Here is a 26,567-nt window from a genome sequence, read left to right as displayed (position 1 = left end):
ATGACCGATACGCTGCCGCTTGCCTCGCTCGACTCCGTGACCGCCCTTTCGCTGCCCTGTTTCGACGACACCGCCGCTGAAGCCGCCCGCGCGCGGCAGCTCGACCTGACCAAGCCCCCGGGGTCGCTGGGTCGACTCGAGGATCTGGCGGTGTTCCTGGCCGGCTGGCAGGGCCGCGTGCGGCCCGCGATCGACCATGCGCAGGCGCTGGTCTTCGCCGGAAACCACGGCATCTGTGCACAGGGCGTGAACCCCTTCCCGCAGGCGGTGACCGCGCAGATGGTTGCCAACTTCGAGGCGGGCGGCGCCGCCATCAACCAACTCTGCGCGCTGAACGGCGCGGCGCTTTCGGTCGTTCCGCTGGAGCTCGACCGACCGACGCGGGATTTCACCGACGGCCCTGCGATGGACGAGGCCGAGACCCTTGCCGCGATGCAGGCCGGTGCGGCGGCGGTCGCCCCGGAGGCCGACGTGCTGATCCTCGGCGAGATGGGCATCGGCAACTCCACGGTGGCGGCGGCGCTGGCGCACGCGGTCTTCGGCGGCGAGGCGCGCGGCTGGGTCGGGCGCGGCACCGGCTCGGACACCCCCGCCATCGCGCACAAGGCCGAGGTGGTCGCGCACGGTGTCGCCCGTCACGCGGGCTCCAGCGGTCTTGGCTGGCTCTCCGCCGTCGGCGGGCGCGAACAGGCGGCGATCTGCGGCGCGGTGCTTGCGGCGCGGCTGCGGCGCATCCCGGTATTGCTCGACGGTTTCATCTGCACCGCCTCGGTGGCGCCGCTCTGGGCCGCCGACCCGGCCCTGCTCGACCACTGCCTGATCGGCCACGCGAGCGCCGAGCCGGGCCATCGCGGCATGACCGAGGCCATGGACAAGCGTCCGATCCTCGATCTCGGCATGGCGCTCGGCGAGGGCTCGGGCGCGGCGCTGGCGCTTGGCGTGCTGCGCGGCGCGCTGGCCTGCCACAACGGCATGGCAACCTTCGCCGAGGCCGGGGTCTCGGGCGGGTGAGCGCCGCGCGCCGCATCCGCGAGGCGCGGCTGGCGCTGATGATGCTCACGCGGCTGCCCGCCGGTCGCTTCGACGGCGATCCGCCCGCGATGTCCGAGGCCCGCTGGGCGCTGCCGCTGGCGGGGTTGCCGGTTGCGCTGATCGGCTGGGCGGTGCTGGCAGGCAGCGCGGCGCTCGGGATGTCGGAATTGGTCGCGGGGCTGCTTGCGCTTGCGGCCATGGTGCTCGCGACCGGCGGGCTGCATTTCGACGGGCTTGCGGATTTCGTCGACGGCATGGGCGGACGCGACCGCGCACAGCGGCTCGAGATCATGCGCGACAGCCGCGTCGGCAGCTACGGCGCGCTCGCGCTGATCCTCGCGGCGGGCCTCGGCGCGGCGGCACTCGCCGGACTGCCGGTCTCGGCCCATGGCGGTGCCGCGCTGGCGCTGGCCGCCGTGGGCAGCCGGCTGGCCATGCTGGTGGTGCTCGACCGCCTGCCCCCGGCCCGCGCGGATGGTCTGGGCCGCAGTGCATCCGGCCGGGCATCCGGCCCCGGTGCATGGCTGCCGGGCACGCTCCTCGCCACCCTGCTTTGCCTGCCGCTCGGGCTGGCGGGGTTGCTGGCGCTGGCGGTCATGGCCCTTTCGGCGCTGATCGTGGCAGGACGCGCCCGCGCGCGCCTTGGCGGTCAGACCGGCGACGTGCTGGGCGCCGTGCAGCTTTGCGCCGAGATCGCGGGCTGGATCACCCTTGGGGCGGCGCTTGCCTAGCCTGCGGAGGGCCGCCACGCGCTCCCGTTTCCGTGTCGTCGCATGCTTCCAATGGTGACGCGCGACTGCCCGACGCTATAGTTCAGGACAAGGCAGGACAAGGAAACCAAGACAATGAACGATCCACGCCATTCGATCTTCCGCGATGCAGGCCGCGACCGCGAGACCGCGGAACAGATCCCCGACACGCCGCAGACGCGGGCGCCGTCCTACCGGCTCGCCTTTGCCGACGAGTCCTTTCTCTGCCGCGAGGAGCTGCGCCCGGTGCGGCTGCAGCTCGAACTGCTGAAACCGCAGCTCATCCTCGATGAGCGGCAGATCGACTCGACCGTCGTGCTGTTCGGCGGCGCCCGCATCCCCTCCCCCGCCGAGAAGGCCGGTGCGCGGACGCAGACGCTCGCGGAGCTGTCGCACTTCTACGAAGAGGCCCGGATCTTCGCGCAGAAGATGACCGAGAAGTCGATCGAGACGGGCAACCGCGAGTTCGTCATCGCCACCGGCGGCGGGCCAGGCGTGATGGAAGCAGGAAACCTCGGCGCCGAACAGGCCGGCGGGGTGTCGATCGGGCTCAACATCGTTCTGCCGCACGAGCAGGCGCCGAACGAGCATGTCACGCCGGACCTGTGCTTCAACTTTCATTACTTCGCGATCCGCAAGATGCACTTCCTGATGCGCGCCCGCGCGATCTGCGTCTTCCCGGGCGGCTTCGGCACGCTCGACGAGATGTTCGAGGCGCTTACCCTGATCCAGACCGGACGGATGGAGCGGGTGCCCTTTTTGCTCTTCGGCCGCAGCTTCTGGGAGACCATCATCAACTGGAAGGCGCTGGAGGACGCGGGCACCATCAGCCCCGAGGACCTCGACCTGTTCCGCTTCGTGGAAAGCGCCGACGAGGCGGCGGCGATCATCGAGGAATGGGGTCCGGCACCGGCGCGTGACGACATCCCCGGGCGCTGAGGCTCCCTCGGCCAGTCGCAGGAGACGATCCATCAAAATGCAAAAAGGGCGGCCCGAGGCTGCCCTTTTTTCGTCCGGTCATTCGTGAGGGGCGAAGCCCCCGAAGCCGGGGTTCAGAGCCGTTTCGCTTCGGTCGCCTCGGCATCCTTCTCGCCGTGCTCGACCCAGCGGGCAATGATGCCATGCGCCATGTCCTCGTCGGTGGCGGCGATGGCGTTGCGCAGGTCCTTCATGGCGGTGGCGATCTCGAACTCCGACAGGTAGCTCTCCTGCGCGCGCAGGATCTTGTGGTGCGGCGTGGTCAGCATGTCGGAGGAGATCAGAAGCTCTTCGTGCAGCTTCTCGCCCTTGCGCAGGCCGGTGATCTTGATCTCGATGTCGCCGTCGGGGTGGTCGCCGTCCTTGACCGTGTAGCCGGCCCCCTCGATCATCTGGCGGGCCAGCTTGCGGATCGGCACCGGCTCGCCCATGTCGAGCACGAAGACGTCGCCGCCCCGGGCAAAGGATCCGGCGAGCAGCACCAGCCGTGCAGCTTCCGAGATGGTCATGAAATAGCGCGTGACCTTGGGATCGGTCAGCGTGACGGGCCCGCCGCGCGCGATCTGCTCCTCGAAGAGCGGGATGACCGAGCCGGACGAGCCAAGGACATTCCCGAAGCGGACCATCGAGAAGCGGGTGCCGGTGCTGCGGGTCGCGAGATCCTGCACCACCAGTTCGGCCAGCCGTTTCGAGGCGCCCATGACGTTGGTCGGGCGCACGGCCTTGTCCGAGGACACGAGGATGAAGCGCTCGACCCCGGCCTCGCGGGCGACCTCGGCGAGGATCTTGGTGCCGATGACGTTGTTGTTCAGGCCCGACAGCACGTTGCATTCGACCAGCGGCAGGTGCTTGTAGGCGGCCGCGTGCAGCACCACCTCGATGCGATGCTCCGCCATGATGCGGGCCATCAGCGTCTCGTCGAGCACCGAGCCAAGCACCGGCACGATGGTCATGCCGCTGCCCCGGGTCAGGTCGCGCAGTTCCTTGTCGATGTTGTAGAGGCCGAGCTCGGAGTGATCGACCAGAACGACGCACTCGGGCTTGCAGGCGATGAGCTGGCGGCAAAGCTCCGAGCCGATCGAACCGCCTGCACCGGTGATGACGATGCGGCGGCCGGTATAGGCGTGGCTCACGCCCGGGAGTTCGGACTCCAGCCGGTTGCGGCCGAGAAGGTCATCGAGCGACACCGGCGAGACGCGCTTTTTCAGTTCGCCCTCTCCCACCAGTTCGGCGAAGGACGGCAGCGCGTGCACCTCGCAGCCGATCTGGCGCAGGCGATGCGCGATGCGGGCCAGTTGCGGCTGGCTGATCGACGGCATGGCCAGCACCACGCGTTCGATGCCCTTGCGCGCAATCAACTCCTTGACCGCCGAGGGGGCATGGACCCGCAGGCCGGCGACGACCTGGCTCTGCAGCGTCGGGTTGTCGTCGATGAAAGCCACCGGCTCGATGGCGTTGTCGTGCCTCAGGGCCACGGCAAGCTGCTGCCCGGTCTGGCCGGCGCCGTAGATCAGCACCCGCATCCGGTTCATGCCACGACGGTAGATCTCGAGCGTGGCGTAGCGCAGCAGGAAGCGCCATGAGACGCAGAGCACCAGAAGCAGCAGCGAGAAGTTGAAGTAGATCGCGTGCGAGAGGGGTGGAACCACCATCCCGTTCAACGCCACGCCGCCCAGGCCGCAAATTGCCGCGAAGGCGGCGGTGCGGGTGATGCCGCGGGCATCATAGGCGTTAAGCGTGAATTTCGGCAGTCCCAGCTGCCACGAGGCGACGCCTCCCATGACCACGAGAGAGAGCACGAGGAGCGTGAGGCGAATCGTGTCGGGATGGGTCGCGTGGGTCGCTGCGTTCAAGGTCAGCGCCGAGATCATCGCGACCGCGATCATTCCCGCGTCTGTCAGCATGAAGAGGAACTGTTTCTGCGTCCGCGTCAAAGACGTGACGATCTTGTAGAGCATGTATTCCGTCCTCCACGAACGCAGTCCGCTTCTTCGTGCTAAAATGGCGTCTGATGCCAGAGAAGATCGCTTGACGTCACCGGCACATGACGTGTCTCAACTGCCTAACGGGTGATCAAATTCACGTTCCATCTAGGCGAATGCCCAATACCTAGACAAGTATGGAATTTCTGCATCTGCGAGAATGGGCAGGTTTTCACCGATCACGCGCGATACGTGATGCCGTTTTCGCCATTTCACGATGTGCTTACCTCGCGTAGCGGAAACACCAGCCGGCGAACTCGCGCTCTGCGGGAACGATTCGTCGCTACGGTGCGTATCCTCCCGGCAAGCCCCTTTCACTGAGGCGGACCATACGGTAAGACCCGCGCTAATCTGGCGCGCCGCGGAACGCCGTGCGCGCATCGCAAACGAAGGAGACCCGAATGGGCTACAAGGTCGTTGTCGCCGGCGCCACGGGAAACGTGGGCCGTGAAATGCTGAACATCCTCGCCGAACGCGAGTTTCCTGTCGACGAAATCGCGGCGCTGGCATCGCGCCGCTCGCTCGGCACGGAAGTGAGCTTTGGCGACAAGACGCTCAAGACCCAGGATCTCGCCACGTTCGACTTCAGCGGCTGGGACATCGCTCTGTTCGCGATCGGCTCGGACGCCACGAAGGAGTTCGCTCCCAAGGCGGCCGCCGCCGGCTGCGTGGTGATCGACAACTCGTCGCTCTACCGCTACGATCCGGACGTTCCGCTGGTCGTGCCGGAAGTGAATGCCGACGCGGTTCTGGGCTATTCCAAGAAGAACATCATCGCCAACCCGAACTGCTCGACCGCGCAGATGGTCGTCGCGCTGAAGCCGCTGCACGACCGCGCCAAGATCAAGCGCGTCGTGGTCTCGACCTACCAGTCGGTCTCGGGCTCGGGCAAGGAAGGCATGGACGAGCTGTGGGACCAGACCAAGTCGGTCTACAACCCCACCGACGAGGTGCCGCCGAAGAAGTATCCCAAGCAGATCGCCTTCAACGTGATCCCGCATATCGACGTCTTCATGGAAGACGGCTCCACCAAGGAAGAGTGGAAGATGGTCGCGGAGACGAAGAAGATCATCGACCCGTCGATCAAGCTCACCGCCACCTGCGTGCGCGTGCCGGTCTTCGTCGGCCACGCCGAGGCGATCAACATCGAGACCGAGGACTTCCTCGATGAAGACGAGGCCCGCGACATCCTGCGCGAGGCCCCCGGCATCATGGTCGTCGACAAGCGCGAGGACGGTGGCTACATCACGCCGGTCGAATGCGTCGGCGATTTCGCCACCTTCATCAGCCGCATCCGTCAGGATTCGACGATCGACAACGGCCTGAACTTCTGGTGCGTGTCGGACAACCTGCGCAAGGGCGCCGCGCTCAACGCCGTGCAGATCGCCGAGGCGCTCGGCCAGAAGGTGCTCAAGAAGGGCTGAGCCTTTCGCGGCAGAAGACGACATTGCCAGTCATCCACAACGGGGCCCGCACGGGCCCCGTTTTCCGTTTCCGGCAGGGTCGGCACCGAAGCCACCCTATTCCAAGGGATAGGGGCCCCTGCCCCTCTGACACCGGCCGGCTATCCCTCAGGTCGCTCGCGCGGGGTCGGGGCATCGGTTAGAAAGGATCCATCGGCGGCGGCAGAAGGCACCGCGACACGGCCAGAAGGGCACGACACCTGACAAGGAGCCCCGACATGACCACTGCTGTCCTCATCGAACGCGCCCGCGGCCGCCGTCTCGAAGCTCTCACCGCCCACAGCCTGCTGCTTTGCAGGCGCCAGGAGCGCCCCCAGATCAGCACCGTCGACCGCGTTCTTCGCTATCTCGGCCTCTGAGCCACATCAAAGCTCTCTCTCTCGGCGATCCGCTTGCGGATCACCGGCGTGGCGCCGGTCTCCGACCTTGCATCCCCGTCTCTCTCAATCTCTCTCCCGGGGATGCACCGCTCACGGAGACCGGCCGCCTCGGCGCTGCCCTTGGCAGCGCAGCGTGTTGTGACCGGAAAGCCGCGCTCGCGAATGTAATGAATCCTTCGCCAAATTCGCGCCCAATTCGAAATGCATCGTCATCGAACAGGCAAGGAGAGCGAAGATGCATTTCCAGATACAGACGGGCACCGCAGGTGACGGTGCCACGACCCTGCCCCCGCCGCTCGATTGCGAAACCGCAGCGCTGATCCGGCAGGTCCTGCTTCCGATCTTCGATACCGCGCCCGATTGGCAGAGCCTGTCGCGCGCGCTGAGCCGCAAGGGCTACAGCGTCGGCTTCCGCCAGGGACGCATGGTGATCCTGGATAATACGACCGGCTCGGCGCTCTGCACCGGCCGGGATGGGGGCACCCCGCTGCGCACGCTGGCGCAGCGCCTCGGGCGCCCCGCGCTGAAGCTTCACCGCGACGGGCGCTCGGCAGAGCTGGCCCATCGCGAGTAAGGCTCAGAGCTCGACGAAACCGCCGGCCTTGGGGTCATAGGCTTCGAGCCCGCCCTTGCCGATCTCGTGCCAGAGACCGTGCAGCGTGAGCTCGTCGTTCTCGACCGCCTCGCGCACGAAGGGGAAGGTCATCAGGTTCTCGAGCGAGGTCAGCACGGCCTGGTGCTCGAGCGCCTTCGAGATCCGGTCCTCGGGGAGATCCTTCACCTTCTCGTAGCCGGGGCGCAGGATGTCCATCCAGCGGCCGACGAAGCTGGTCTTCTCCTCGAGCGCCGGTGCGCGCCCCGAACACATCTCGAGACAGCCCTTCACGCCACCGCAGCTCGAGTGGCCCATCACGATGACATGGGCGACTTTCAGCGAGGTCACGGCGAATTCGACCGCCGCCGAGGTGCCGTGGTGATCGCCATCGGGCTCGTAGGGCGGAACGAGGTTCGCGATGTTGCGGTGAATGAAGAATTCCCCGGTGTCCGCACCGAAGATCGAGGTCACGTGCACCCGGCTGTCGCAGCAGGAAATCACCATCGCCCGCGGATGCTGGCCCTCGGTCGAAAGGCGCCTGAACCAGGCATGGTTTTCGGCATAGCTCGTCGCCTTCCAGCCATGGAAACGCTGGACAAGGTAGCTCGGAAGCGGTTTGGCGGCCTCCATCACGTTCTCCTCTTCGCAACACGATGTCGCACGGGCAATACGCCGTATTCGCCGGGAATTCGAGAGAATAAATGTGACCTGTCTCACCTTTTGGAAACTCCCGCGCCGTATCCAGCCGCCTCGTGGGGTCGTGAGCAAGGATTGGACGCAGCGGTGGAACAGGTCTCAGTGCTTTCCCCCGTCGAAAAGGCGGGGCTCGACCCCGAGCGCCTCGAAGGGCTCTTTGCCCGGGTCGGCACTCGGGCCGGGGAAAACATGGTGTGCCGGGCGATGGAGGAACTCGCCTACCGGCTCGGGCGCGCCGACAGCCATCATGAAAGCGGCGAATACGCCGAGATGCGAAAATGCACCCGCGCGCTTGGCGCCATCGCCGAGCAGATCGGCATGAGCGGGCTCAGCCGGATCGCCGGGGACGTGGTGCAATGCATCGACGACGGCGACCCGGTCGCACTCGCTGCCACGCTCGCGCGAATGGCACGCATGGGCGAACGCTCGCTCTATGCCATATGGGACATGCAGGACCTCTCGGTCTGAGTGGCAGCGGCCGGGCCCTTGCAGGCGCCGCCTGCTACGCTAGGCTCCGGCCGAAGTCTCACAAGCCAGAGGGTCCCCCATGCCGTACCGTTTTGCCGATTCTTCCGCCGAGGCGGTGCCGCTGCACGTGATCGCCGCCGATGCGCTGGGTGGCTGGCTTGGCGACCAGTCGGAGCGCACCCGCGCCTGGGTCGCCGCGACCGGCTTCCAGGGCGCGATCGGCGAGGCGCTGCTGCTGCCCGGCGACGACGGCACCCCAGAGGCGGCACTGATCGGCTACGGCACCCCGGCGGCCCGCAAGCGAGGGCGCTTCGCACTGGCGGCTGGCGTCGGCAAGCTGGGCACCGCCACCTACCGCATCGCCTCCGGCCTGCCCGATGAGGCCGCCGCCGAGGAAGCGCTCGGCTGGCTGCTTTCGGGCTATGCCTTCACCCGCTACGCCGGGACAGCGCCGCAGATCGCACAGCTCGTGGCCCCCGAGGGCGTCGATGCCGCCCGCATCGAGATCCTCGCCGAGGCCGAGGCGCTGACCCGCGACCTCGTGAACGCGCCCGCCTCGGACATGGGCCCGGAAGAGCTGGAGGGCGCGGCGCGCGACCTCGCACAGACGTTCTCGGCCAGCATCAGCGTCACCTCGGGCGCCGAGCTCGAGAGCGGCTTTCCGATGATCCACGCCGTCGGCCGCGCCAGCCCGCGCGCGCCTCGGCTCATCGACATGCGCTGGGGCGACAGCGGCCCGGCCCTGACGCTGGTCGGCAAGGGCGTCTGCTTCGACACCGGCGGGCTCAACCTCAAGCCGGGCAGCTCGATGGGGCTGATGAAAAAGGACATGGGCGGTGCCGCGAACGTGCTGGGGCTCGCCCACGCGATCATGGCGCTGAAGCTGCCCGTCCGGCTGCGGGTGCTGATCCCGGCGGTCGAGAACTCGGTGGCAGGCGACAGCTTCCGCCCGCAGGACATCCTGCACTCGCGCAAGGGGCTGACAGTCGAGATCAACAACACCGACGCCGAGGGCCGCCTTGTCCTTGCCGACGCGCTGGCGCTGGCCGACGAGGAGACGCCGGACCTCATCGTCTCGATGGCGACGCTGACCGGCGCGGCGCGGGTGGCCGTGGGGCCGGATCTCGCGCCGTTCTACACCGACGACGAGCCGCTGGCGGCAGCGCTCTCCTCTGCGGGCACCGCGCAGGCGGACCCGCTGTGGCGGATGCCCTTCTGGGAGCCCTACGAGGCGAAGATCGAGCCGGGCATCGCCGATCTCGACAACGCGCCGGCGGGAGGCATGGCGGGCTCGATCACCGCCGCGCTCTTCCTGCGCCGCTTCGTGACCGACAGCCCGCGCTACGCCCATTTCGACATCTACGCATGGAACCCGGCGCCCCTGCCGGCCCGCACCAAAGGCGGCATCGCCCAGGGCCCACGCGCAATCCTCGCCGCGTTGCCCGAGGCGCTGAAGCTGTGACCGACCGTCGCCGCACACCCGCCAGCGACCGCGTGGTCACCCGCGCCCGCGCCGGTGACTTTCCCTCGCTGACGCCCGTCGATCCGCTGCCCTGCTACGTGGCGCGGCCGGTCGCCGACCTCATGGCGGCCCCCGGCGGCAGGCGTGACCGCCAGCTGCGCTACGGGGACGCCTTCGAGCTGCTCGAGCGGCGCAACGGCTTTGCCTTCGGTATCGCGCCCGCTGCCGATTACGCCGGCTGGCTGCCCGAGGATGCCCTGCGCTCTGCCGACGCGCGCCCGGCGCCCCGCCACCGGGTGGCGGTGCGGCAGACGCATGTCTACGCCGAACCGAACCTCAAGACGCCCGAGATCATGGCGCTGAGCCACCTGTCCGGGGTTCACGCCGGCCGGCAGGAGGACCGGTTCACCGAGACCGAAATCGGCTGGGTTCCGACCGCGCATCTCTCGGACGCGCAGGCCGGCGACCCGGTCACCGTGGCGGCGCTCTACCTTGGCACGCCCTACCTCTGGGGCGGCAATTCCGGCTTCGGGATCGACTGTTCGGGGCTCGTGCAGGCCGGGCTCGCCGCCTGCGGAACCTTCTGTCCCGGAGACAGCGACCAGCAGGAGGCCGAGCTGGGCGAGACCCTGCCCGATGGCACCCCGCCCGAACGGGGCGACCTGCTGTTCTGGAAAGGGCACGTGGCCTGGGTGTCGGACCCCGAGACGATTCTGCACGCGAACGCGCATCACATGGCGGTCGCCTACGAGCCGCTTGAGGCCGCCATCGCGCGGATCGTGGCGCAGGGCGACGGGCCGGTCACCCGTCACGCGCGGCTGCGGTAGGCACGGGGCGGGCGGCTCAGCGCCGCCCCTCGCGCAGCCATGCCCCCACGATGAAGCCCGCCGCCAGCAGCAGCGTCAGCCATGCCGGCAGAAGCGGGATCTGCCGCACGTCCATCGTCTCGAACGCATCACGCGGCGTGATACCGACCCAGCCGCGGCCTGCGGCCGGCCGACCCGCGCTTACCGCTCGGATGCTGGGCACGCCGTCGCGCAGCGGCATGACCCCGCCCCGCATCGTGTCGATCACCGGCTCGAGCGCGTCGCCGCTGGCGATGGTCCGCTCGAACTCCTTCGGCGCCGCCGGACCCAGCCCGATGACCGCGTCCTGTTCGCCCTCGTACAGGCGGTAAAGGCCGATCTCGGGGCCCTCGTAGAGTGCCTCGAACCGACCGGGCGAGACCTCTTCAAGCGGGACCTCCTCGGTCTCGCCGTCGGGCCGCGTGACCGTGACCGCGCCGACACTCTCGTCGAGCGAGCGGCGGATGATCCGCATGGTCTGGCCGGTCGCCTCGGCCCAGAGCGCCTCTTCCTCGAGCTCGGGCTCCTTCATCATCCAGTGCGCCAGCCGTCGCAGCAGGTCGAGCTGCGGGCCGCCGCCCTCGTAGCCGCGCGACCACAGCCACGCCTGGTCCGAGGCCAGCAGCGCCACGCGCCCCTCGCCCACGCGGTCGAGGATGAGCAGCGGCTTGTCGTCGACGCCGGACATGACCACGTCGCCCTCGAGCGGATCCACCTCGATCTGGCGCAGCCAGCGACCCCAGCTTTCCTCGCCGGTGAGACCGGCGGTGACGGGATGCCGGTCGCCGAGGTCGGTGACCTGCGGGCGGTAGCCCTGGTCGATCACCCGCGCGGTGGGCTCGGCAGGCAGGATCTCGGACAGCGGAGAGCGGTAGATGGAATCCGCGCTGGCAAAGTCGGGCCCTGCCGCGACCAGAACCGCGCCGCCCTGCTCGACGTAATTGCGCACGTTGTCGAGATAGATTGCCGGCAGGATGCCGCGCCGCTTGTAGCGGTCGAAGATGATGAGGTCGAAATCCTCGATCTTCTCCAGGAACAGCTCGCGCGTCGGGAAGGCGATGAGCGACAGCTCGGTCACCGGAACGCCGTCCTGCTTCTCGGGCGGCCGCAGGATGGTGAAATGCACGAGATCGACCGAGCTGTCGGACTTCAGCAAATTGCGCCACGTCCGCCCGCCCGCGTGCGGCTCGCCCGACACCAGCAGCACCCGCAGCCGGTCGCGCACGCCGTTGATCTGCACCAGCGCCGCGTTGTTGCGGTCGGTCAGCTCGCCCTCGGCCTCGGGTGTCGAGAAACGGATCACGTTGAGCCCGCCGTGCGGCAATTCGATCGGCAGGTCCACGTCCTCGCCCACGGGGATGGTGAAATCCTGCGGCTCGCCGCCGTCGACCGAGATCTGCAGCGGCGCATTGCGCGTGCCGGGAGCGGCGCCGTCATCCTCGACCCGCAGGGTCAGCGTGACCGGCTCGCCGAGGATGGCGAAGGCCGGGGCGTTCTTCACAACGAGGCGGCGGTCCCAGTCGTCTTCCTGCCCGGTCATCAGCAGGTGCATCGGCGCGGGCAGGCTCGGCGCCCGGTCGAGATCGTGCAGCCGACCATCGGACAGCAGGAACACCCCCGCGATGCGGCCGCGCGGTTCTTCGGCCATGGCCGAGGACAGCGCCGTCATCAGCTGCGTGCCGCTGTCACCCTCACCATCGCCGACCTCGATCCGGCGGATCTCGGTGTTGGGGCGCGCCTCAAGCCGCGCCTCGAGCGTCTCGGCGGCATCCTCGGTGACCTGCAGGCGGTCGGCAAGCCGCTGCGAGGCGCTCTTGTCGACCACCATCAGGACGATGTCGGACAGCGGCGCGCGGTCTTCCTCCTGGAACGACGGCTGGGCGAGGGCCGCCACCAGCACGACGCCCGCAAGGAAGCGCAGCGGCCAGCCGGTGAGCCCGCGCCAGAGCGCCAGCGCCGCCCCCAGAAGGGCCAGCACACCCAGCGCGATGATCGCGGGCCAGGGCAGCAGCGGGTCGAAGACGATCTGTCCGGTCATTGGCCCAGCCTGTCGAGCAACGCAGGCACATGGACCTGGTCGGATTTGTAGTTCCCTGTCAGCACGTGCATCACCAGGTTGACCCCGAAGCGGTAGGCGATCTCGCGCTGGCGCTCACCGGCAAAGCCCGAGCCGATGCGCACCAGCGGGTTGCCCCGCTCGTCCATCGCCCAGGCGGCGGCCCAGTCGTTGCCGCCGATCACCACGGGGGTCACGTTGTCGTTGAGATTGCGGAACGGCATTCCCTCGACCTGCTCGGCATCCGGCGGCGCGGCCTCGACCCAGACGTCGCGGCTGGTGTAGCGGCCCGGGAAGTCCTGCAGCAGGTAGAAGGTGCGGGTCAGGACATGGTCCTGCGGCACCGGCTCGAGGGGCGGAATATCCAACGGCGCCGCGAGATCGCGCAGCTTGCGCCCCTCGGGCGAGGCCGTGCCATAGCCCGCCACGTCGGCGTCGCGCGTGTCGAACAGGATCATGCCGCCCGAGCGGAGATACTCGTTGAGCTTGGCATAGGCCGCGTCCGACGGCATCGGCTGGCTCGGGGTCACCGGCCAGTAGAGCATCGGGAAAAACGCCAGTTCGTCGGTCTCGAGGTCCACGCCCACCGCGTCGGCGGGCTCGACCGAGGTGCGGAAGAACAGCGTTTCCGACAGCCCGCGCAGACCCGCCTCGGCAAGGTCGTCGAGCTCGCGGTCGCCGGTCAGCACATGCGCCAGCGTCACCTCGGACGCGGCAAGGATGGCGGCGGCATCGTCGCCCCGCACCTCTTCGCCCTGACCCTCTTCGGCCTCGGGGGCGGCCTGATCCCCCTGCGCGCCCTGCGCCCGCACGTCCGTCGGCACGGCACCGAGCGCCAGCGCGGCGATCAGCACGGCGGCGGTGGCGCCCCCCTTGGCCCGCGCACCACCCAGCCGGCCCGAGAGCGCCAGCGAGGCGATCACGTCCGCCAGCAGAAGCGCCACGGCGAGCGCCAGCAGCCAGCCCGCAAGCGGCGTTTCCTGCGGCCGCGACAGCCCCTCGACGGTGATGCGCTCGGGCCAGACGGCCGGTTCGAGCACCGTGTCGGCGGTCACGACGTTGCGCGCAAGGCTGCGGTCCTCGCCCTGGTAAAGGCCGGGCTGAAGCTCGGGACCGAGCGGCTCGGCGAGCAGATCCTCGCCGGCGACGCCCGGCAGGTTGCCGGCGTCGACCACGCGGCCGAACCCGTCGAGCACCCGGATCGGCTGCCAGACCGTGCCAGCCAGATCCTCGGGCGCTGGCGAGGCGGGCATCGACGACACGGCGAGCCGTTCGAGCATCTGCACGAAGAGCCCCGACAGCGGCAACGACGACCACTCGGCGTTGGCGGTCACGTGAAACAGCACCACCTGCCCCTGCCCCACCCGCTTGCGGGTGACGAGCGGCGTGCCGTCGGTGAGCTGGGCGATCACGCGGCTGGCGAGGGTCGGGTCGGGCTGCGCCATCACCTGCGAGGTCACGGTCACGTCTTCGGGAATCTCGAGCCCGTAGAAGGGGCTGTCCTCGGTGAAGGGCGCCAATGCCTTCGGTTCACCCCAGCTCATCGCGCCGCCGACGCTGCGTCCACCTGCGCGCAGACGAACCGGCATCAGCGGGTCTTCCTCGGAGCGGCTCACGTCGCTTGCCGCGAGACGCGGGCCCGCGAAGCGCAACAGTGTGCCGCCCTTGTCGAGCCATTCGGAAATCTCGTCTTCCTCGCCGGGGGCGAGGGTCGCCACGTCGGCCAGCACGATCACGTCGGGATTGGCGGGCAGAACGTCCTCGAGCGTGCCGTCGAGGATGTCGGCGGTCGGCGCCAGCGCCTTGTTCAGGAAGTGCAGCGGCGAGAGCAGTTCGAGCCCTTCGCGGTTCTCGTTGCCGGCGATCAGCGCGACCTCGCGGCGACGCAGGCTGTCGTCGGGCAGCGCGACAGCACCTGCACTGCCGGCCCCCTCGATCTCGAAACGGGTGATGCGCGCGCGCAGCTCGGCGGGCAGGTTCAGCTCGAGCTCTGTCTCGGTCGCGGACTGCTCGAAGATCACCCGGTTGCGCACCAGCACCGCCGGGTTGCCCGCCGGGTCGAGCCCGTGGCCTGCGACCGACACCTCGGCCTCGGGACCGGGGCGCAGGCGGCGCAGCGTCAGCAGCACGTGCCCGTCCTCGAAGCGCGGTGGGGTGAGCGCGTAATGCGCCCGCGGGCTCTCGAAGACGGTGACCGTGCCACGCGCCTCGAGGGCGGCGAGCATCGTCTCGCGGCTCTCGCGGTCGAGCCCGTCGGACATCCAGAAAGTGTCGAAATTCTCTTCGGGAAGCAGCGAGATCGCCTGCTCGACGCGGGCCGCGTCGGGCTCCCACGGTTCGGGAAGGATACCGCCCAGGCGGCTTTGCAGAACGCCCGCCACCTGGAACCGCGGCGCTTCCGGCGCGGTCAGGCGCATGAGCGCGACGGTCCGGTCCTGGCGTTCGGCGCGTGCGAGCAGCGACTCGAGCGCCTCGCGGCGCTGGCGCCAGTCGGTCGCGCTGGACCAGCTTGCGTCCATCACGACCAGCAGCGGGCCGCCACCGGCCTCGGCCGCGCGATCCTCCTGCGGGTTGAGGACGGGGCCGGCCAGCCCGACGATCACCGCCGCAACCGCGAGCATCCGCAGCAGCAGCAGCCACCACGGGGTGCGATCGGTGACCTGTTCCTCGTCTTTGAGGCCGAGCAGCAGCACCACGCCGGGGAACATCCGCCGGATCGGCGCCGGCGGCACGGCACGCAGGATCACCCAGAGAACGGGCAGCGCCAGCAACCCGAGCAGCAGCCAGGGTGCAGTGAAACCGAGGGGGCCGAGCATGGTCATCCGGGGCCTCCGTCCATCGCGCGGTAGACCCAAAGCAGGGCCGATTGCGCGCTGTCACTGGTATGATGGCACATGTATTGCCAGCCCGTTAACCGCGACAAACAGTCAAGGCGGTCCTTCCGCTCGTTCAGCCGGTCGAGGTAGCGGTCGCGCAGCTCGCCCGCCTTGAGCGTCTCGTGGGCGATGCCGCCGCCCATGCTCTGAAAGATCGTGCGGCCCTTGAACGGAAAGCTCTCCTCGGTGGGATCGAGCACCTGCAGCAGAACGCCGCGCACGCCCCGGTCGGCGGCCTTGGTCAGCGCCGCCTCGACCGGATCGATATCGCCGAGGAAATCCGACACGAACAGCGCCCGCGCGTGCGGAATGATGCCGCGCGCCTCGGGTTCGGAGTATTCCTCGGTCGCGTCCTCGGACAGCGCCTCGGACAGCCGCAGGATCTGCACGTCGCCGTTGCGCGGCGGCAGCGACCAGCCGGTGAAGCCGACACGTTCACCGCCCCGGATCAGCAGAATCGCCGTCGCCAGCCCGATCAGCCGGGCGCGGTCGCCCTTGCTCGGCAGGTCCTTGTCCGAACTGAAGCGCATCGAGGCGCCGCCATCGACCCAGAGCTGCACGCTCTGCGCGATCTGCCACTCGCGCTCGCGCACGAACTGCTCGTCGCCCCGCGCCGAGCGGCGCCAGTCGATGCTGCGCACGCTGTCGCCTGCCCGCAGGGGCCGGTATTGCCAGAAGTCGTCGCCCATTCCGGCGCGCCGTCTGCCGTGTTCGCCCAGCAGAACGGTGCCGGCCAGGTGCTCCGCCCGGGCCAGCAGCGCCGGGAAACGGGCGGCTTCTTCCTGCGCGTCGCGGCGAAGGAGGGTGACGCGTTCGCTCAAGCGGCGGCCTCGCTGGGCGTCAGCCCGGCTGCCACCTCGTCGATGATGGCGCCGAGATCCTCGCCGCGGGCGCGGGCCGAGAAGGTCAGCGCCATGCGGTGCACCAGCACCGGGCGCGCCATGTTCAGCACGTCCGCCGGAGACGGCGCCAGCCGCCCCTCGAGCAGCGCCCGGGCGCGCACCGTCAGCATCAGCGCCTGCGCCGCGCGCGGGCCCGGTCCCCATGCCACGGTCTCGCGCACCCGCTCGGGCGCCGAGGGCTCGGCCGGGCGGAAGGCGCGCACCAGGTCGAGGATCATCTCGACCACGGCATCGCCCACCGGCATCCGCCGCAGCAGCGTCTGCGCCGCCATCAGCGTCTCGGGGTCGAACACCTGGTGCGCCTGCGCGTCCTCGGTGCCGGTGGTGGCGAGCAGGATGTCCTTCTCGGTCTTGCGGTCGGGATAGGCCACGTCGATCTGCACGAGGAAACGGTCGAGCTGCGCCTCGGGCAGTGGGTAGGTGCCCTCCTGCTCGATCGGGTTCTGCGTCGCCAGCACGTGGAACGGCTGCGCGAGCGACCGGGTCTCGCCCGCGACCGTCACCGCCTTTTCCTGCATCGCCTGCAGCAGCGCGGATTGCGTGCGCGGCGAGGCGCGGTTGATCTCGTCGGCCATCAGCAGCTGGCAGAAGATCGGGCCCTGGATGAACTTGAACGCCCGGCTGCCGTCGGCGCCGGTCTCGAGCACCTCGGAGCCGAGAATGTCCGCCGGCATCAGGTCCGGCGTGAACTGGATGCGGTTGCCGTCGAGGCCCATCACCGTCGAGAGCGTCTCGACCAGCCGCGTCTTGCCGAGCCCCGGCAGACCGATGAGCAGCGCATGACCGCCGCAAAGGAGCGACGCAAGCGTGAGCTCGACCACCCGTTCCTGCCCGATGAAGCGGCTGTTGATGGCCCGCTTGGCGTCGGCGAGCTTGTCTTCCAGCGCCTCGATCTCGGCGACCAGGTCTTCGGCCATGGTCTGACTCCCTTGCAATCCGTTCCTTACGCATCAACTCTATCGCGGGGTGGAAAAATGGCAAAAGCAATGAGCGCACAAAATTCCGTTACACCGACTGCAGAGGGGCTGGCTGCCTCGGTAAGCGCCGTTCAGGAGCGCGGATTGCCGCCGGTGGAAAAGTGGAACCCGCCACTGAGCGGCGATCTCGACATGCGGATCGCCCGTGACGGCACGTGGTTCTATCTCGGCTCACCGATCACCCGGCCCGGAATGGTGAAGCTGTTCTCGTCGATCCTGAAGCGCGAGGGCGACGCGTTCTTTCTCGTGACGCCGGTCGAGAAGTGGCGGATCTCGGTCGAGGACGCGCCCTTCGTGGCGACCGACTTCGATGTCTCCGGGACGGGCGAAGACCAGGTTCTGACCTTTCACACCCATGTCGGCGATACCGCCGTCGCCGGGCCCGACCATCCCCTGCGTGTCACCCACGACCCCGAGACCGAGGAACCCGCGCCCTATATCATGGTGCGCGCCGGGCTCGAGGCGCTGATCGACCGCAAGAGCTTCTATCGGCTGGTCGATCTAGGCACCCGAACCACGGTCGACGGCAAGGCGTGGTTCGGGGTCTGGTCCTCGGGGCAGTTCTTCCCGATCCTCCCCGCCGAGGCGCTGCCCTGATCGGCGCGGGGTCGGGTATCCCGGACTTGGCGTGCGCCTGACCATGGGTAAATCATAGGGCCAGATCGTTCGAACCGACGAGGCCCGCCATGCCCGCCACCAGCCCCTCTCCCAACGGCGCGACCGGCGCCACCACGGGCCTTCGCAACCTTCCGCTGAGCGTGCCGCTGGCAATGCTCGCATGGCTCGCGCGACCGGGCGCCTTGGTCGCCGCCGGTCTGACCCCGCGCACGCCCGGCACGGGCTTCGCCCCGAACATCGTCCTGATGCCCGTGGCGCTGCTGGTCGGGACGCTGGAAAACCTCCTGCTCAGCCGCCCGCGCCTGCGCACCGGAACGCCGGTCGACATTCCGGGAGTCGGTCCCTTCGACCTGCGCAGCCCCGAGGTTGCCGCCGCGACCATGGCCGTGGCCGAGATCGCCGCCTTCTACCTGCTCGCGCTGCTTCCGCTGCTGCTGGCCGCCCGTCGACCGCAGGGCGGCGACCCGGATCACCGCGTGACCGCGCTCTCCATGCGGTTTTCCGCCGTCGCGAGCCTTTGGCTCACCGCCCTCGTGGCGCTGAACCACGGGTTGCGGACCGGTGGCGTCACCCTGCCCGCCTGGGCGGCCGCATCGGTCGTGGCGCTCGTCGTGGCACTGCCCGCGCTGCGCTACCTCGTCATCGCCTGCCGCGCGCTTCGCGCCGACGGATAGACCGGGCTCAGTCGCCGAGCTTGGCGTGCACCTCGTCGAGGTCGATCTCGCCGACCGGTAGCTTGTTCGCGGGGTTCTCGAAATCGTAGCGGAAGAGCTCGAAGTCGCGCTTGTAGATCTCGTAGACCAGATGCATCGACAGGTCGTCGAAGTAATCCTCGACCGGATGCGCCCGCTTCGGACCATGCCCCTCGGACTCATTGAAACGCGGAATGGCCGAAAGGTCGACCTCATGCGGGGTGCGCGTATTGTCGAGCACCACCTGCATGCCCTCGTTGAATTTCTCGGTCCAGAAGATGTGGTCGTAGCGTCCGCCGTTGACGATGAAGGTCGAGACATGCCCCGACACCGCCGACCAGTGGATGTCCGGCTCCATCGGCCTGCGCCAGCGGATGGTGTCGCGCACGAACAGCAGGAACCGGCGGAAGCTGCGGATCTGGTCGAACTCTTCCCTGCCGTCCTCGCCGCCGACCTCGATGCCGTATTTCTGGATCAGCAGCGGCACGAGGTTGCCCCGGTAGCGCCGCCCGTTGCGCTGGATGCCGCAGATCTTGTCGAAGAAGCTCGACAGCACGCGGGCGTAGGGATTGCGCACGCAGGTGAAGGTGTAGGCGCTGCCGGTCTTCACGTTGGCCCGGATCAGCGGCTGACTGTCCTCGCGCGCCCACTTGTGCAGGCCCTGGCCGGCATCGTGGATGTCACCGTCGAAAAAACGCCCGTGATCGGAGTAATACATGATCTGGCCGATGGTCGAGCAGGCGCATTTCGGCACGACCCGATACACCATGCTTTCGCTCTCGGTCATCCAGGTTCCGGGAAACCCCATGCGCGCTCGCCTCCGGTCAGAAGCCCCGTCTTGCCCGCGGGACAGTGGCGCCGAAAAAAGCAGAAGACCCCGGTTTCTTCAACGTCCGTTGAGGGCTATCAATACGATCTATCGGGCGAAACTAGGGCAGACCGTTTCCTGAATGGCGAAGATTGCCTTCATCCTTCTGTGTCACAAGGACCCTGACGCCATCATCAAGCAGGCGCAGAGCCTGACCGCCGTCGGCGACTACATGGCGATCCACTTCGACGCCAGCGCGCCCCGGGCAGCCTTCGACCGGATCCGCGCGGCGCTTGCGGACAACCCAAACGTGACCTTCGCGAAAAAACGCATCCGCTGCGGCTGGGGCGAATGGTCCCTCGTGCAGGCCACGCTCCACGCCGTCGAGGCCGCGGCCGAGGCCTTTCCCCGTGCGACCCATTTCTACATGCTCTCGGGCGATTGCATGGCGATCAAGTCGGCGGAATACGCGCATGAATTCCTCGACCGGCGCGACGTCGACTACATCGAGAGCTTCGACTACTTCCAGTCCGACTGGATCAAGACCGGCTGGAAGAAAGAGCGACTGGTCTATCGCCACTGGTTCAACGAACGCACCCAGAAACGACGGTTCTACGCGACGTTCGAACTGCAGAAGCGGCTCGGCCTCACCCGCGAGATACCCGCCGACCTCGAGGTGATGATCGGCTCGCAATGGTGGTGCCTGCGCCGCCGCACCATCGAATGGATCCTCGACTTCTGCCGCCAGCGACCCGACGTGATGCGCTTCTTCCGCACCACCTGGATCCCCGACGAGACGTTCTTCCAGACCCTCGTGCGCCATCTTGTGCCCGAACAGGAAATCGAGAGCCGCACCCTCACCTTCCTGATGTTCACCGATTACGGCATGCCGGTGGCCTTCTACAACGACCACTACGACCTCCTGCTCAGCCAGGATTTCCTCTTCGCCCGCAAGATCAGCCCGGAGGCGCGCGAACTCAAGCGCCGGCTCGGCGTGCTCTACGCCGCCGAGGGCGCGCGGTTCCGGATCTCGAACGAAGGCCGCTCGCTGCACCGTTTCCTCGCCGAGAAGGGCCGCATCGGCCGCCGCTTCGCGCCGCGCTTCTGGGAAACCGAAAGCTCGCTCGGCCGCGAGCGCGAGCTGCTGATCGTGGTCTGCAAGAAATGGCACGTGGCCAAGCGGCTGGTGCAGCGTGTCAGGCAGATGACCGACATCCCCTGCATCGACTATCTCTTCAACGAGGAAAGCTGCGCCCTGCCCGACCTCGGCGGCATCCAGTCGAGCGTCGAGAAGCGCCACCGCCACCGCCGCGCGCTGGTGCGAATGCTGTTCGATTACTACGAGAGCGACCGGCTTCTCGTCTGCCTCGATCCCTCGAACCTCGACCTGATCGAGGACTTCTGTCGTGACCGCGCAGTGACGCGCCTGCTCGAAGTCGAGTGCCAGGTCTCCGACGTGTTCCTCGTCGGCCACGCCATGCGGGTGGGGCTCGCCGGCGACCGGACCCCGCGCGAGACGCTGAACCGCTTGCTGCCGACGATCCGCAACGACATGGTGCACGAGAGCGACCGCATCCGCGACGCGCAGTTCGACAACCACCTGCGCCTGCGCGAGATCGACCCGCCCGAAACCAACGCGCGCGCAATCGCCGCCTTCCTCGGGGTGCCCGGGGACACGGCGGAAACGCTCGCCGAGACCGACCACCTGTTCGCCGATTGAGGACCCGATGGCCTATACCTACGACGACGAGAACATCTTCGCAAAGATCCTGCGCGGAGAGATCCCCAACGACACCGTGCTCGAGACCGACCACAGTCTCGCCTTCAACGACATCCGCCCGCAGGCGCCGATCCATGTGCTGGTGATCCCGCGGGGCAAATACGTCAACTACGACGATTTCGCCGCCAACGCCTCGGACGCCGAGATCCTCGACTATACCCGCACCATCGCGAAGGTCTGCAAGATGAAGGGCGTCGCGGCCGACGGCTTCCGGATGATCTCGAACGCGGGCCGGCACGGCGTGCAGGAAGTACCGCACCTGCATGTCCACATCCTCGGCGGCCGCGACCTCGGCCGCATGCTCGCCCCCGCCTGATCCTCGAACAGATCCGTCGGCGCGGCCTATCGGCCGCTCACGACATCTCGCCACCGCCCCTGGGCGGTGGCTCGCCGCGAGCGGTGACCTGACGCCTCCCGCCTCGAGCCCCGAAGACGGCATCATCCCGACAGCCTCCGGCGGGGATATATGCCCGCCAGAAGAGGCCCGCGCGCACGCCCGGCCCTTCTTCTCTTTCCAAATACCCTCGGGGGTGAATGCGGCGCAGCCGCAGAGGGGGCAGAGCCCCCTAAAGCCGGGTCAGGCCGCCGGGCGCGACCGGGTCAGCTCGAGAAAGACGTCCTCGAGATCGGCCTGTTCGGTCCGCACGTCGCTGATCCGGATGCCTGCATTGCGCACCAGTTCCAGCACGTCTTCCGCCGCCGTTTCCGAGGCACGGTAGCTGAGCGCGATGAGCCCGCCCTCGCGGCGCTCGGCGCTGATGCCGGGAGCTTCGGGCAGCGTGTCGGGCATCGTTTCGGGTTCGATCACCATGGTCTTGGCGTCGAGCTGGCCCAGCAGGTTGCGGGTGCTGTCGCGGGCCACGACCGCGCCCTGGTTGATGATGGCGATCTCGTCGCACATCTCTTCGGCCTCCTCGAGGTAATGGGTGGTGAGGATGATGGTCATGCCGCGCTCGCGGTTGAGCTTGCGGACGTTGGCCCAGAGCATCTGCCGCAGCTCGATGTCGACCCCGGCGGTGGGCTCATCGAGCACGAGGATATGCGGGTGGTGCACCAGCGCCTTGCCCAGCAGCAGGCGGCGGCGCATGCCGCCGGACAGCGTGCGGGCGTAGGCCTCGGCCTTGTCCTCGAGCCCGACCATGCGCAGGATCTCCTCGCTGCGGCGGTCGCGCTTCGGCACGCCGTAGAGACCGGCCTGCACCTCGAGCGCCTCGCGCGGGGTGAAGAACGGATCGAGGTTCAGCTCCTGCGGCATCACCCCGATCGCGGCACGCGACTGGCGCGGGTTGCGGTCCTGGTCCCAGCCCTGGATCTCGACCTTGCCGGCGGTCTTGATCACCAGCCCGGCCAGGATGTTGATCAGCGTCGACTTGCCGGCACCGTTGGGGCCGAGCAGGCCGAAGATCGACCCTTCGGGCACGGTCAGGTCGACACCCTGAAGCGCTTCCTTGCCGCCTGCGTATGTCTTGCGCAGCCCCTCGATCCGGATCGCATCTGCCGTCATGCCGAGCCTTGCTCCTGTGCTTGTCTTCGCCCATAACGCAGTTAGTGCAGGTGTGACGAAAAGGAAACCGACCCAATGGCCACGGAAGCTCCGGAGATCAAGATCGTCGACAGCCACCGCATCGCCTGCGACGGCGGCGAGGGTGCGCTCGGCCATCCCCGCGTCTGGCTGCACATCCCGCAGGAGGAGGGCTTCGTCGAGTGCCCCTACTGCGACGCGAAGTTCATCCACCGCGATTTCGAAGGCAAGGTCTGAGCACGCTCCCACCACGGGCCGGGCCCATGCGCCCGGCCGGAATGACAGGGTGACATGCTCGCCATCTTCCTGAAGACCATCCCGTTCTTTGCCCTCATCGGGCTTGGATACGGTGCCGGACGGACCCGGTTCTTCTCCGAGGCCGCCACTGCGGCCCTGACGAAGTTCGTCTTCTACTTCGCGCTGTCGGCGATGCTGTTCCGCTTCTCCGCCTCGCTGTCCTTTTCCGAGATCTTCGACGCGCGGCTTGCCGCCGGCTACCTCTGGGGCACCGCCGCGGTCTATGGCGTGGCCACCGCCGTCGCCTTCCTGCGCCGGCAGGACGTGCAGACCGCCGCCATCGAGGCGCAGACCGCGAGCATCGGCAATACCGGCTTTCTCGGCCTGCCGATGCTGGCGCTCATGCTTGGCGACGAGGCCGTCGGCCCGATCATCCTGATGCTGTCGATCGACCTCATCGTCTTCGCGGCGCTTCTGGTGATCCTCGTCTCGGCCGCGCGCGAAGGCCGGATCACGCCGCATATCTTCCAGAGCGTCGGGCTTGGCCTCGTGAAGAACCCGATGATCGTCTCGATCGTCGCGGGGCTGACCGTGTCGGCGCTGAAGCTGCCGCTTCCCGGGGTGGTGACCGAGTTCGTCACCATGCTCGGCAATGCCGCCACGCCCTGCGCGCTCTTCGCCATCGGCGCCTCGCTCGCCTCGAAATCGGCCGAGCGGATCGCGGTGTCGGGCTGGCTGAGCTTCGCCAAGCTGGTGCTGCATCCGCTGTTCGTGGCCGGCGGAGTCTTCCTGTTCTTCCCGGTCGAGCCGTTCCAGGCGACGGTGGCGGTGTCGACCGCGGCGATGCCGGTGGCCGGCAACGTCTTCATGCTGGCACAGCACTACGGTATCGCGCCGCAGCGGGTCTCGGCGGCGATCCTGATCTCGACGGCGGCGAGCATCCTCACCGTCAGCGCGGTGATCGGGCTGGTGGCGCCATGACCGCGCTGTATGTCGACGCCGACGCCTGCCCGGTCAAGGCCGAGGCCGAGCGCGTCGCCACCCGCCACAAGGTGACCATGTACGTCGTCTCGAACGGCGGGCTGCGCCCTTCGGCGAATCCGCTGGTCGAGACGGTGATCGTGCCCGAGGGCCCGGATGTCGCCGACATGTGGATCGCCGAGCGCTGCGGTCCGGGCGATGTCGTGGTGACCGGGGACATCCCGCTGGCAGCGAAATGCATAGAGGCCGGCGCTGCCGTGCTGCGCCACACCGGCGAGCGCTTCACGCAGGCCAACATCGGTCAGCAGCTCGCCATGCGCGATCTGATGGCCGACCTGCGCGCCGCCAACCCGCTGAACCAGGGCGGCGGCGGCAAGGGATTCACCAAGGCGGACCGGTCGCGTTTCCTCAACGCGCTCGAGACCGAGCTGAGACAGGCGAAAGGACGCGGCAATGGCAATTGAGGCAGTGGTCTTCGACATCGGCAACGTGCTGATCCGCTGGCAGCCCGAGCTCTACTACGACGCGCTGATCGGCGAGGCGCGCCGCCGGCAGATGTTCTCGGAGGTCGACCTGCACGCGATGAACGAGCGGATCGACGCGGGCGACGACTTCCGCGAGACGGTCTACGGCTGCGCCGAGGCCCACCCCGACTGGGCCGGGGAAATCCGGCACTGGCACGACAACTGGGTGCATCTCGCCTCGCCGGCCATCGAGGGCTCGGTGGCGTTGCTCCGGGCGCTTCGGACGCGCGGCGTGCCGGTCTTCTTCCTCAGCAACATTGGTGAGGGGCCACTGGCGCAGGGGCAGGAGATCCACCCGTTCCTCGCCGAATACGACCGCGCCTACATCTCGGGTGCGATGAAGGCGGTGAAGCCCTACCCGGAAATCTACGCCATGGTGGAGGCCGACTGCGGGCTCGCGCCCGAGGCGCTGCTCTTCGCCGACGACCGGGCCGACAACATCGCCACCGCCGCCGGGCGCGGCTGGCAGACCCATCTCTTCGAGACCCCCGAAGGCTGGCAGGATTGCCTGCTGTCGCACGGACTCTTGGCTGAGCCGGTGATTACCCGCGCCTGATGCCGGAGGGTGGGTTGGCAACCCACCACGCCCCGGGCGCCCTCACGCCGCTGCCGGACGAGCCTCGGGCTGGCGGTCTTCCTTGACCCCCAGGTGCACGAGCGCCGACAGCGCGCCGACACCGACGCCGATCCACCACACCAGCGTGTAATCGCCGTGCAGGTCGTACATCCGCCCGCCCAGCCAGACGCCGAGGAACCCGCCCAGCTGGTGCGAGAAGAAGACGATGCCGTAGAGCGTGCCCATGTAGCGCAGACCGTAGAGATGCGCGACGAGCCCCGAGGTCAGTGGCACCGTGGCAAGCCACAGCGCCCCCATCGCGCCCGAGAAGATCAGCACCGAGGCCGGCGTGATCGGCAGCATGACGAACAGCGCGGCGGCAATGGTGCGGCCGGTGTAGATGCCCGCCAGCAGGTATTTCCGCGGCCAATACTTGCCCGCCCAGCCGGCGGTGAGCGTGCCCGCGATGTTGGCCAGCCCGATCAGGCCGATCGACACCGCCCCGAGCGCCGAGGTGGTGGTGATGCCCAGCCCGTGCAGCACGCCTCCGGCGGCGATGGGGCCGCACATCTCGGTCACGAAGGCAGGGAAATGCGCAGTGATGAAGGCCAGCTGGTAGCCGCAGGAGAAGAACCCGAGGAAGATCAGCGCGAACGAGGGGTCGCGGCCGGCGCGCAGAAGGATGGCGCCCATGCTCTCCTCGAGCTCGGCCCTGTCGGCGGGCGGCGCGGGCGACCGCATCAGCGGCAGCGCGAGCAGCACCGCTAGGATGCCGCCCGCGAAGATCAGGAAGACCCCCTGCCATGCGAAGAGCCCGAGCAGCCATTCCGCCAGCGGCGCCCCCACCACCTGCCCGGCGCTGCCGGCGGCGGTGGTGATGGCCAGCGACATCGACCGGTTCTCGGCGCTCGCGGCGCGGCCCACCACCGCGAGGATCACGCCGAAGCCGGTGCCGGCGATGCCGAAGCCCACGAGCACCTCGTAGAGCTGCATCGCGCCGGGGGTCACCGCGACGCTCGACAGGACCAGCCCCCCCGCGTAGACCAGAGCCCCGAGGATGATCGCCTTGCGATCGCCGATCTTCTCGGCCATCGCGCCGAACAGCGGCTGGCCGATGCCCCAGGCAAGGTTCTGGATCGCGATGGCCAGCGAGAAATCCGCGCGCGGCCAGCCGAATTCCTCGGCGATGGGAATCTGGAACACGCCGAAGCTCGCCCGTATCGCGAACGACACCAGAATGATGACGCACCCGACGATCAGCACGGGGGTGAAGATGCTGGCCTTGCTGTTCATGCGTGTCTCCTGTTCGCGGTGCAGGCTTACCCCCTGCCCCGGCACCGTCAACGGCGGAAATGTCCCGATACAATCCCGGCGCCCGCCCGTCGGAG

General features: G+C 68.4%; 26 protein-coding genes. 17 read left to right on the top strand and 9 right to left on the bottom strand.

The window, feature by feature from the left end:
* The 3 genes from cobT (at position 1) to D6860_RS19715 (ending at position 2,720) form a co-directional block, all read left to right on the top strand.
* Positions 1 to 1,011: a nicotinate-nucleotide--dimethylbenzimidazole phosphoribosyltransferase gene (gene cobT, locus D6860_RS19725; RefSeq protein WP_076623067.1), complete on the top strand. Its 1,011-nt coding sequence runs from the start codon at positions 1 to 3 to the stop codon at positions 1,009 to 1,011.
* Positions 1,008 to 1,763, top strand: coding sequence for an adenosylcobinamide-GDP ribazoletransferase (cobS, locus tag D6860_RS19720; RefSeq protein WP_229743265.1), 756 nt, complete (start codon positions 1,008 to 1,010; stop codon positions 1,761 to 1,763). The genes cobT and cobS overlap by 4 nt, the downstream gene beginning before the upstream one ends.
* Positions 1,764 to 1,877: 114 nt before the next feature.
* Entirely contained in the window at positions 1,878 to 2,720 is an 843-nt protein-coding gene (locus D6860_RS19715; RefSeq protein WP_017469325.1) for an LOG family protein, read from the top strand.
* Positions 2,721 to 2,833: 113 nt separating this feature from the next.
* Here the strand turns inward: D6860_RS19715 and D6860_RS19710 are convergent, their stop codons facing one another.
* Positions 2,834 to 4,717 carry a polysaccharide biosynthesis protein gene (locus tag D6860_RS19710; RefSeq protein WP_076623066.1) on the bottom strand — a complete coding sequence of 628 codons (1,884 nt, stop codon included), beginning with the start codon at positions 4,715 to 4,717 and terminating at the stop codon, positions 2,834 to 2,836.
* Between the two features lie 425 nt (positions 4,718 to 5,142).
* Here D6860_RS19710 and D6860_RS19705 point away from each other — a divergent pair, with 425 nt between their 5' ends.
* From D6860_RS19705 to D6860_RS19700, 3 genes are all read left to right on the top strand, one after another.
* A complete protein-coding gene (locus D6860_RS19705) occupies positions 5,143 to 6,165 on the top strand; it encodes an aspartate-semialdehyde dehydrogenase (protein ID WP_017467673.1) in 1,023 nt (340 codons plus the stop codon).
* A 257-nt stretch (positions 6,166 to 6,422) separates the two neighbouring features.
* Positions 6,423 to 6,563, top strand: coding sequence for a hypothetical protein (locus D6860_RS25365; protein WP_157895870.1), 141 nt, complete (start codon positions 6,423 to 6,425; stop codon positions 6,561 to 6,563).
* Between the two features lie 256 nt (positions 6,564 to 6,819).
* Positions 6,820 to 7,158 carry a hypothetical protein gene (locus D6860_RS19700; protein WP_017470126.1) on the top strand — a complete coding sequence of 113 codons (339 nt, stop codon included), beginning with the start codon at positions 6,820 to 6,822 and terminating at the stop codon, positions 7,156 to 7,158.
* Between the two features lie 3 nt (positions 7,159 to 7,161).
* Here D6860_RS19700 and D6860_RS19695 read toward each other — a convergent pair whose 3' ends face one another.
* The gene (locus tag D6860_RS19695; RefSeq protein ID WP_076623065.1) at positions 7,162 to 7,809 is read right to left on the bottom strand and encodes a carbonic anhydrase; all 648 of its coding nucleotides are present in this window, start codon (positions 7,807 to 7,809) and stop codon (positions 7,162 to 7,164) included.
* Between the two features lie 153 nt (positions 7,810 to 7,962).
* Between D6860_RS19695 and D6860_RS19690 the strand changes: the two genes are divergently transcribed.
* From D6860_RS19690 to D6860_RS19680, 3 genes are all read left to right on the top strand, one after another.
* Positions 7,963 to 8,343, top strand: a complete 381-nt coding sequence (locus D6860_RS19690; RefSeq protein ID WP_017469189.1) for a hypothetical protein — start codon at positions 7,963 to 7,965, stop codon at positions 8,341 to 8,343.
* A 79-nt stretch (positions 8,344 to 8,422) separates the two neighbouring features.
* Positions 8,423 to 9,805, top strand: coding sequence for a leucyl aminopeptidase family protein (locus D6860_RS19685; protein ID WP_076623063.1), 1,383 nt, complete (start codon positions 8,423 to 8,425; stop codon positions 9,803 to 9,805).
* The gene (locus tag D6860_RS19680) at positions 9,802 to 10,632 is read left to right on the top strand and encodes a C40 family peptidase (RefSeq protein WP_017469166.1); all 831 of its coding nucleotides are present in this window, start codon (positions 9,802 to 9,804) and stop codon (positions 10,630 to 10,632) included. Before D6860_RS19685 ends, D6860_RS19680 begins: the two co-directional genes overlap by 4 nt.
* A 16-nt stretch (positions 10,633 to 10,648) precedes the next feature.
* Here D6860_RS19680 and D6860_RS19675 read toward each other — a convergent pair whose 3' ends face one another.
* Genes D6860_RS19675 through D6860_RS19660 form a run of 4 tightly spaced genes read right to left on the bottom strand, consistent with a single transcriptional unit; the run spans position 10,649 to position 17,401 of the window.
* Positions 10,649 to 12,688 (bottom strand): glutamine amidotransferase, encoded by a 2,040-nt coding sequence (locus tag D6860_RS19675; RefSeq protein WP_076623062.1) that lies wholly within the window; start codon positions 12,686 to 12,688, stop codon positions 10,649 to 10,651.
* Positions 12,685 to 15,528, bottom strand: coding sequence for a DUF4159 domain-containing protein (locus D6860_RS19670; RefSeq protein ID WP_076623061.1), 2,844 nt, complete (start codon positions 15,526 to 15,528; stop codon positions 12,685 to 12,687). The genes D6860_RS19675 and D6860_RS19670 overlap by 4 nt, the downstream gene beginning before the upstream one ends.
* Entirely contained in the window at positions 15,525 to 16,403 is an 879-nt protein-coding gene (locus D6860_RS19665; RefSeq protein ID WP_076623060.1) for a DUF58 domain-containing protein, read from the bottom strand. Before D6860_RS19665 ends, D6860_RS19670 begins: the two co-directional genes overlap by 4 nt.
* Complete coding sequence (locus D6860_RS19660) at positions 16,400 to 17,401, bottom strand: AAA family ATPase (RefSeq protein WP_076623059.1); 1,002 nt, start codon at positions 17,399 to 17,401, stop codon at positions 16,400 to 16,402. Before D6860_RS19660 ends, D6860_RS19665 begins: the two co-directional genes overlap by 4 nt.
* A gap of 69 nt (positions 17,402 to 17,470) precedes the next feature.
* On the opposite strand from D6860_RS19660, the gene D6860_RS19655 reads away from it, so the two are divergent.
* Positions 17,471 to 18,058: a DUF1285 domain-containing protein gene (locus tag D6860_RS19655; RefSeq protein ID WP_083697779.1), complete on the top strand. Its 588-nt coding sequence runs from the start codon at positions 17,471 to 17,473 to the stop codon at positions 18,056 to 18,058.
* 89 nt (positions 18,059 to 18,147) lie between these two features.
* Positions 18,148 to 18,753, top strand: coding sequence for a hypothetical protein (locus D6860_RS19650; RefSeq protein WP_076623057.1), 606 nt, complete (start codon positions 18,148 to 18,150; stop codon positions 18,751 to 18,753).
* A gap of 7 nt (positions 18,754 to 18,760) precedes the next feature.
* On the opposite strand, the gene D6860_RS19645 is transcribed toward D6860_RS19650, so the two are convergent.
* Positions 18,761 to 19,579, bottom strand: a complete 819-nt coding sequence (locus tag D6860_RS19645; protein ID WP_076623056.1) for a sulfotransferase family protein — start codon at positions 19,577 to 19,579, stop codon at positions 18,761 to 18,763.
* Between the two features lie 142 nt (positions 19,580 to 19,721).
* Between D6860_RS19645 and D6860_RS19640 the strand changes: the two genes are divergently transcribed.
* Positions 19,722 to 21,299, top strand: a complete 1,578-nt coding sequence (locus tag D6860_RS19640; RefSeq protein WP_017468121.1) for a DUF5928 domain-containing protein — start codon at positions 19,722 to 19,724, stop codon at positions 21,297 to 21,299.
* Between the two features lie 7 nt (positions 21,300 to 21,306).
* A complete protein-coding gene (locus tag D6860_RS19635; RefSeq protein WP_017468120.1) occupies positions 21,307 to 21,675 on the top strand; it encodes a histidine triad nucleotide-binding protein in 369 nt (122 codons plus the stop codon).
* 261 nt (positions 21,676 to 21,936) lie between these two features.
* Here the strand turns inward: D6860_RS19635 and D6860_RS19630 are convergent, their stop codons facing one another.
* A complete protein-coding gene (locus tag D6860_RS19630) occupies positions 21,937 to 22,863 on the bottom strand; it encodes an ABC transporter ATP-binding protein (protein ID WP_076623055.1) in 927 nt (308 codons plus the stop codon).
* A 75-nt stretch (positions 22,864 to 22,938) separates the two neighbouring features.
* Between D6860_RS19630 and D6860_RS19625 the strand changes: the two genes are divergently transcribed.
* From D6860_RS19625 to D6860_RS19610, 4 genes are read left to right on the top strand one after another with little or no spacing between them, the layout of a single operon-like run.
* Complete coding sequence (locus D6860_RS19625; RefSeq protein WP_076623054.1) at positions 22,939 to 23,118, top strand: zinc-finger domain-containing protein; 180 nt, start codon at positions 22,939 to 22,941, stop codon at positions 23,116 to 23,118.
* Positions 23,119 to 23,172: 54 nt separating this feature from the next.
* Complete coding sequence (locus D6860_RS19620) at positions 23,173 to 24,099, top strand: AEC family transporter (protein WP_076623053.1); 927 nt, start codon at positions 23,173 to 23,175, stop codon at positions 24,097 to 24,099.
* Positions 24,096 to 24,563, top strand: a complete 468-nt coding sequence (locus D6860_RS19615) for a YaiI/YqxD family protein (protein WP_017469461.1) — start codon at positions 24,096 to 24,098, stop codon at positions 24,561 to 24,563. Before D6860_RS19620 ends, D6860_RS19615 begins: the two co-directional genes overlap by 4 nt.
* Positions 24,553 to 25,179 (top strand): HAD family hydrolase, encoded by a 627-nt coding sequence (locus D6860_RS19610; protein ID WP_076623052.1) that lies wholly within the window; start codon positions 24,553 to 24,555, stop codon positions 25,177 to 25,179. Before D6860_RS19615 ends, D6860_RS19610 begins: the two co-directional genes overlap by 11 nt.
* A 42-nt stretch (positions 25,180 to 25,221) precedes the next feature.
* Here the strand turns inward: D6860_RS19610 and D6860_RS19605 are convergent, their stop codons facing one another.
* Entirely contained in the window at positions 25,222 to 26,472 is a 1,251-nt protein-coding gene (locus D6860_RS19605) for an MFS transporter (RefSeq protein WP_076623051.1), read from the bottom strand.
* Positions 26,473 to 26,567: the final 95 nt, after the last annotated feature.

Origin of the sequence: Salipiger sp. D13 (assembly GCF_003703915.1) — a bacterium.
GTDB classification, from domain to species: Bacteria; Pseudomonadota; Alphaproteobacteria; order Rhodobacterales; family Rhodobacteraceae; genus Salipiger; species Salipiger profundus.
The sequence above is the reverse complement of the archived record's forward strand: the minus strand, read 5'-3'. Positions and strand labels throughout refer to the sequence as shown.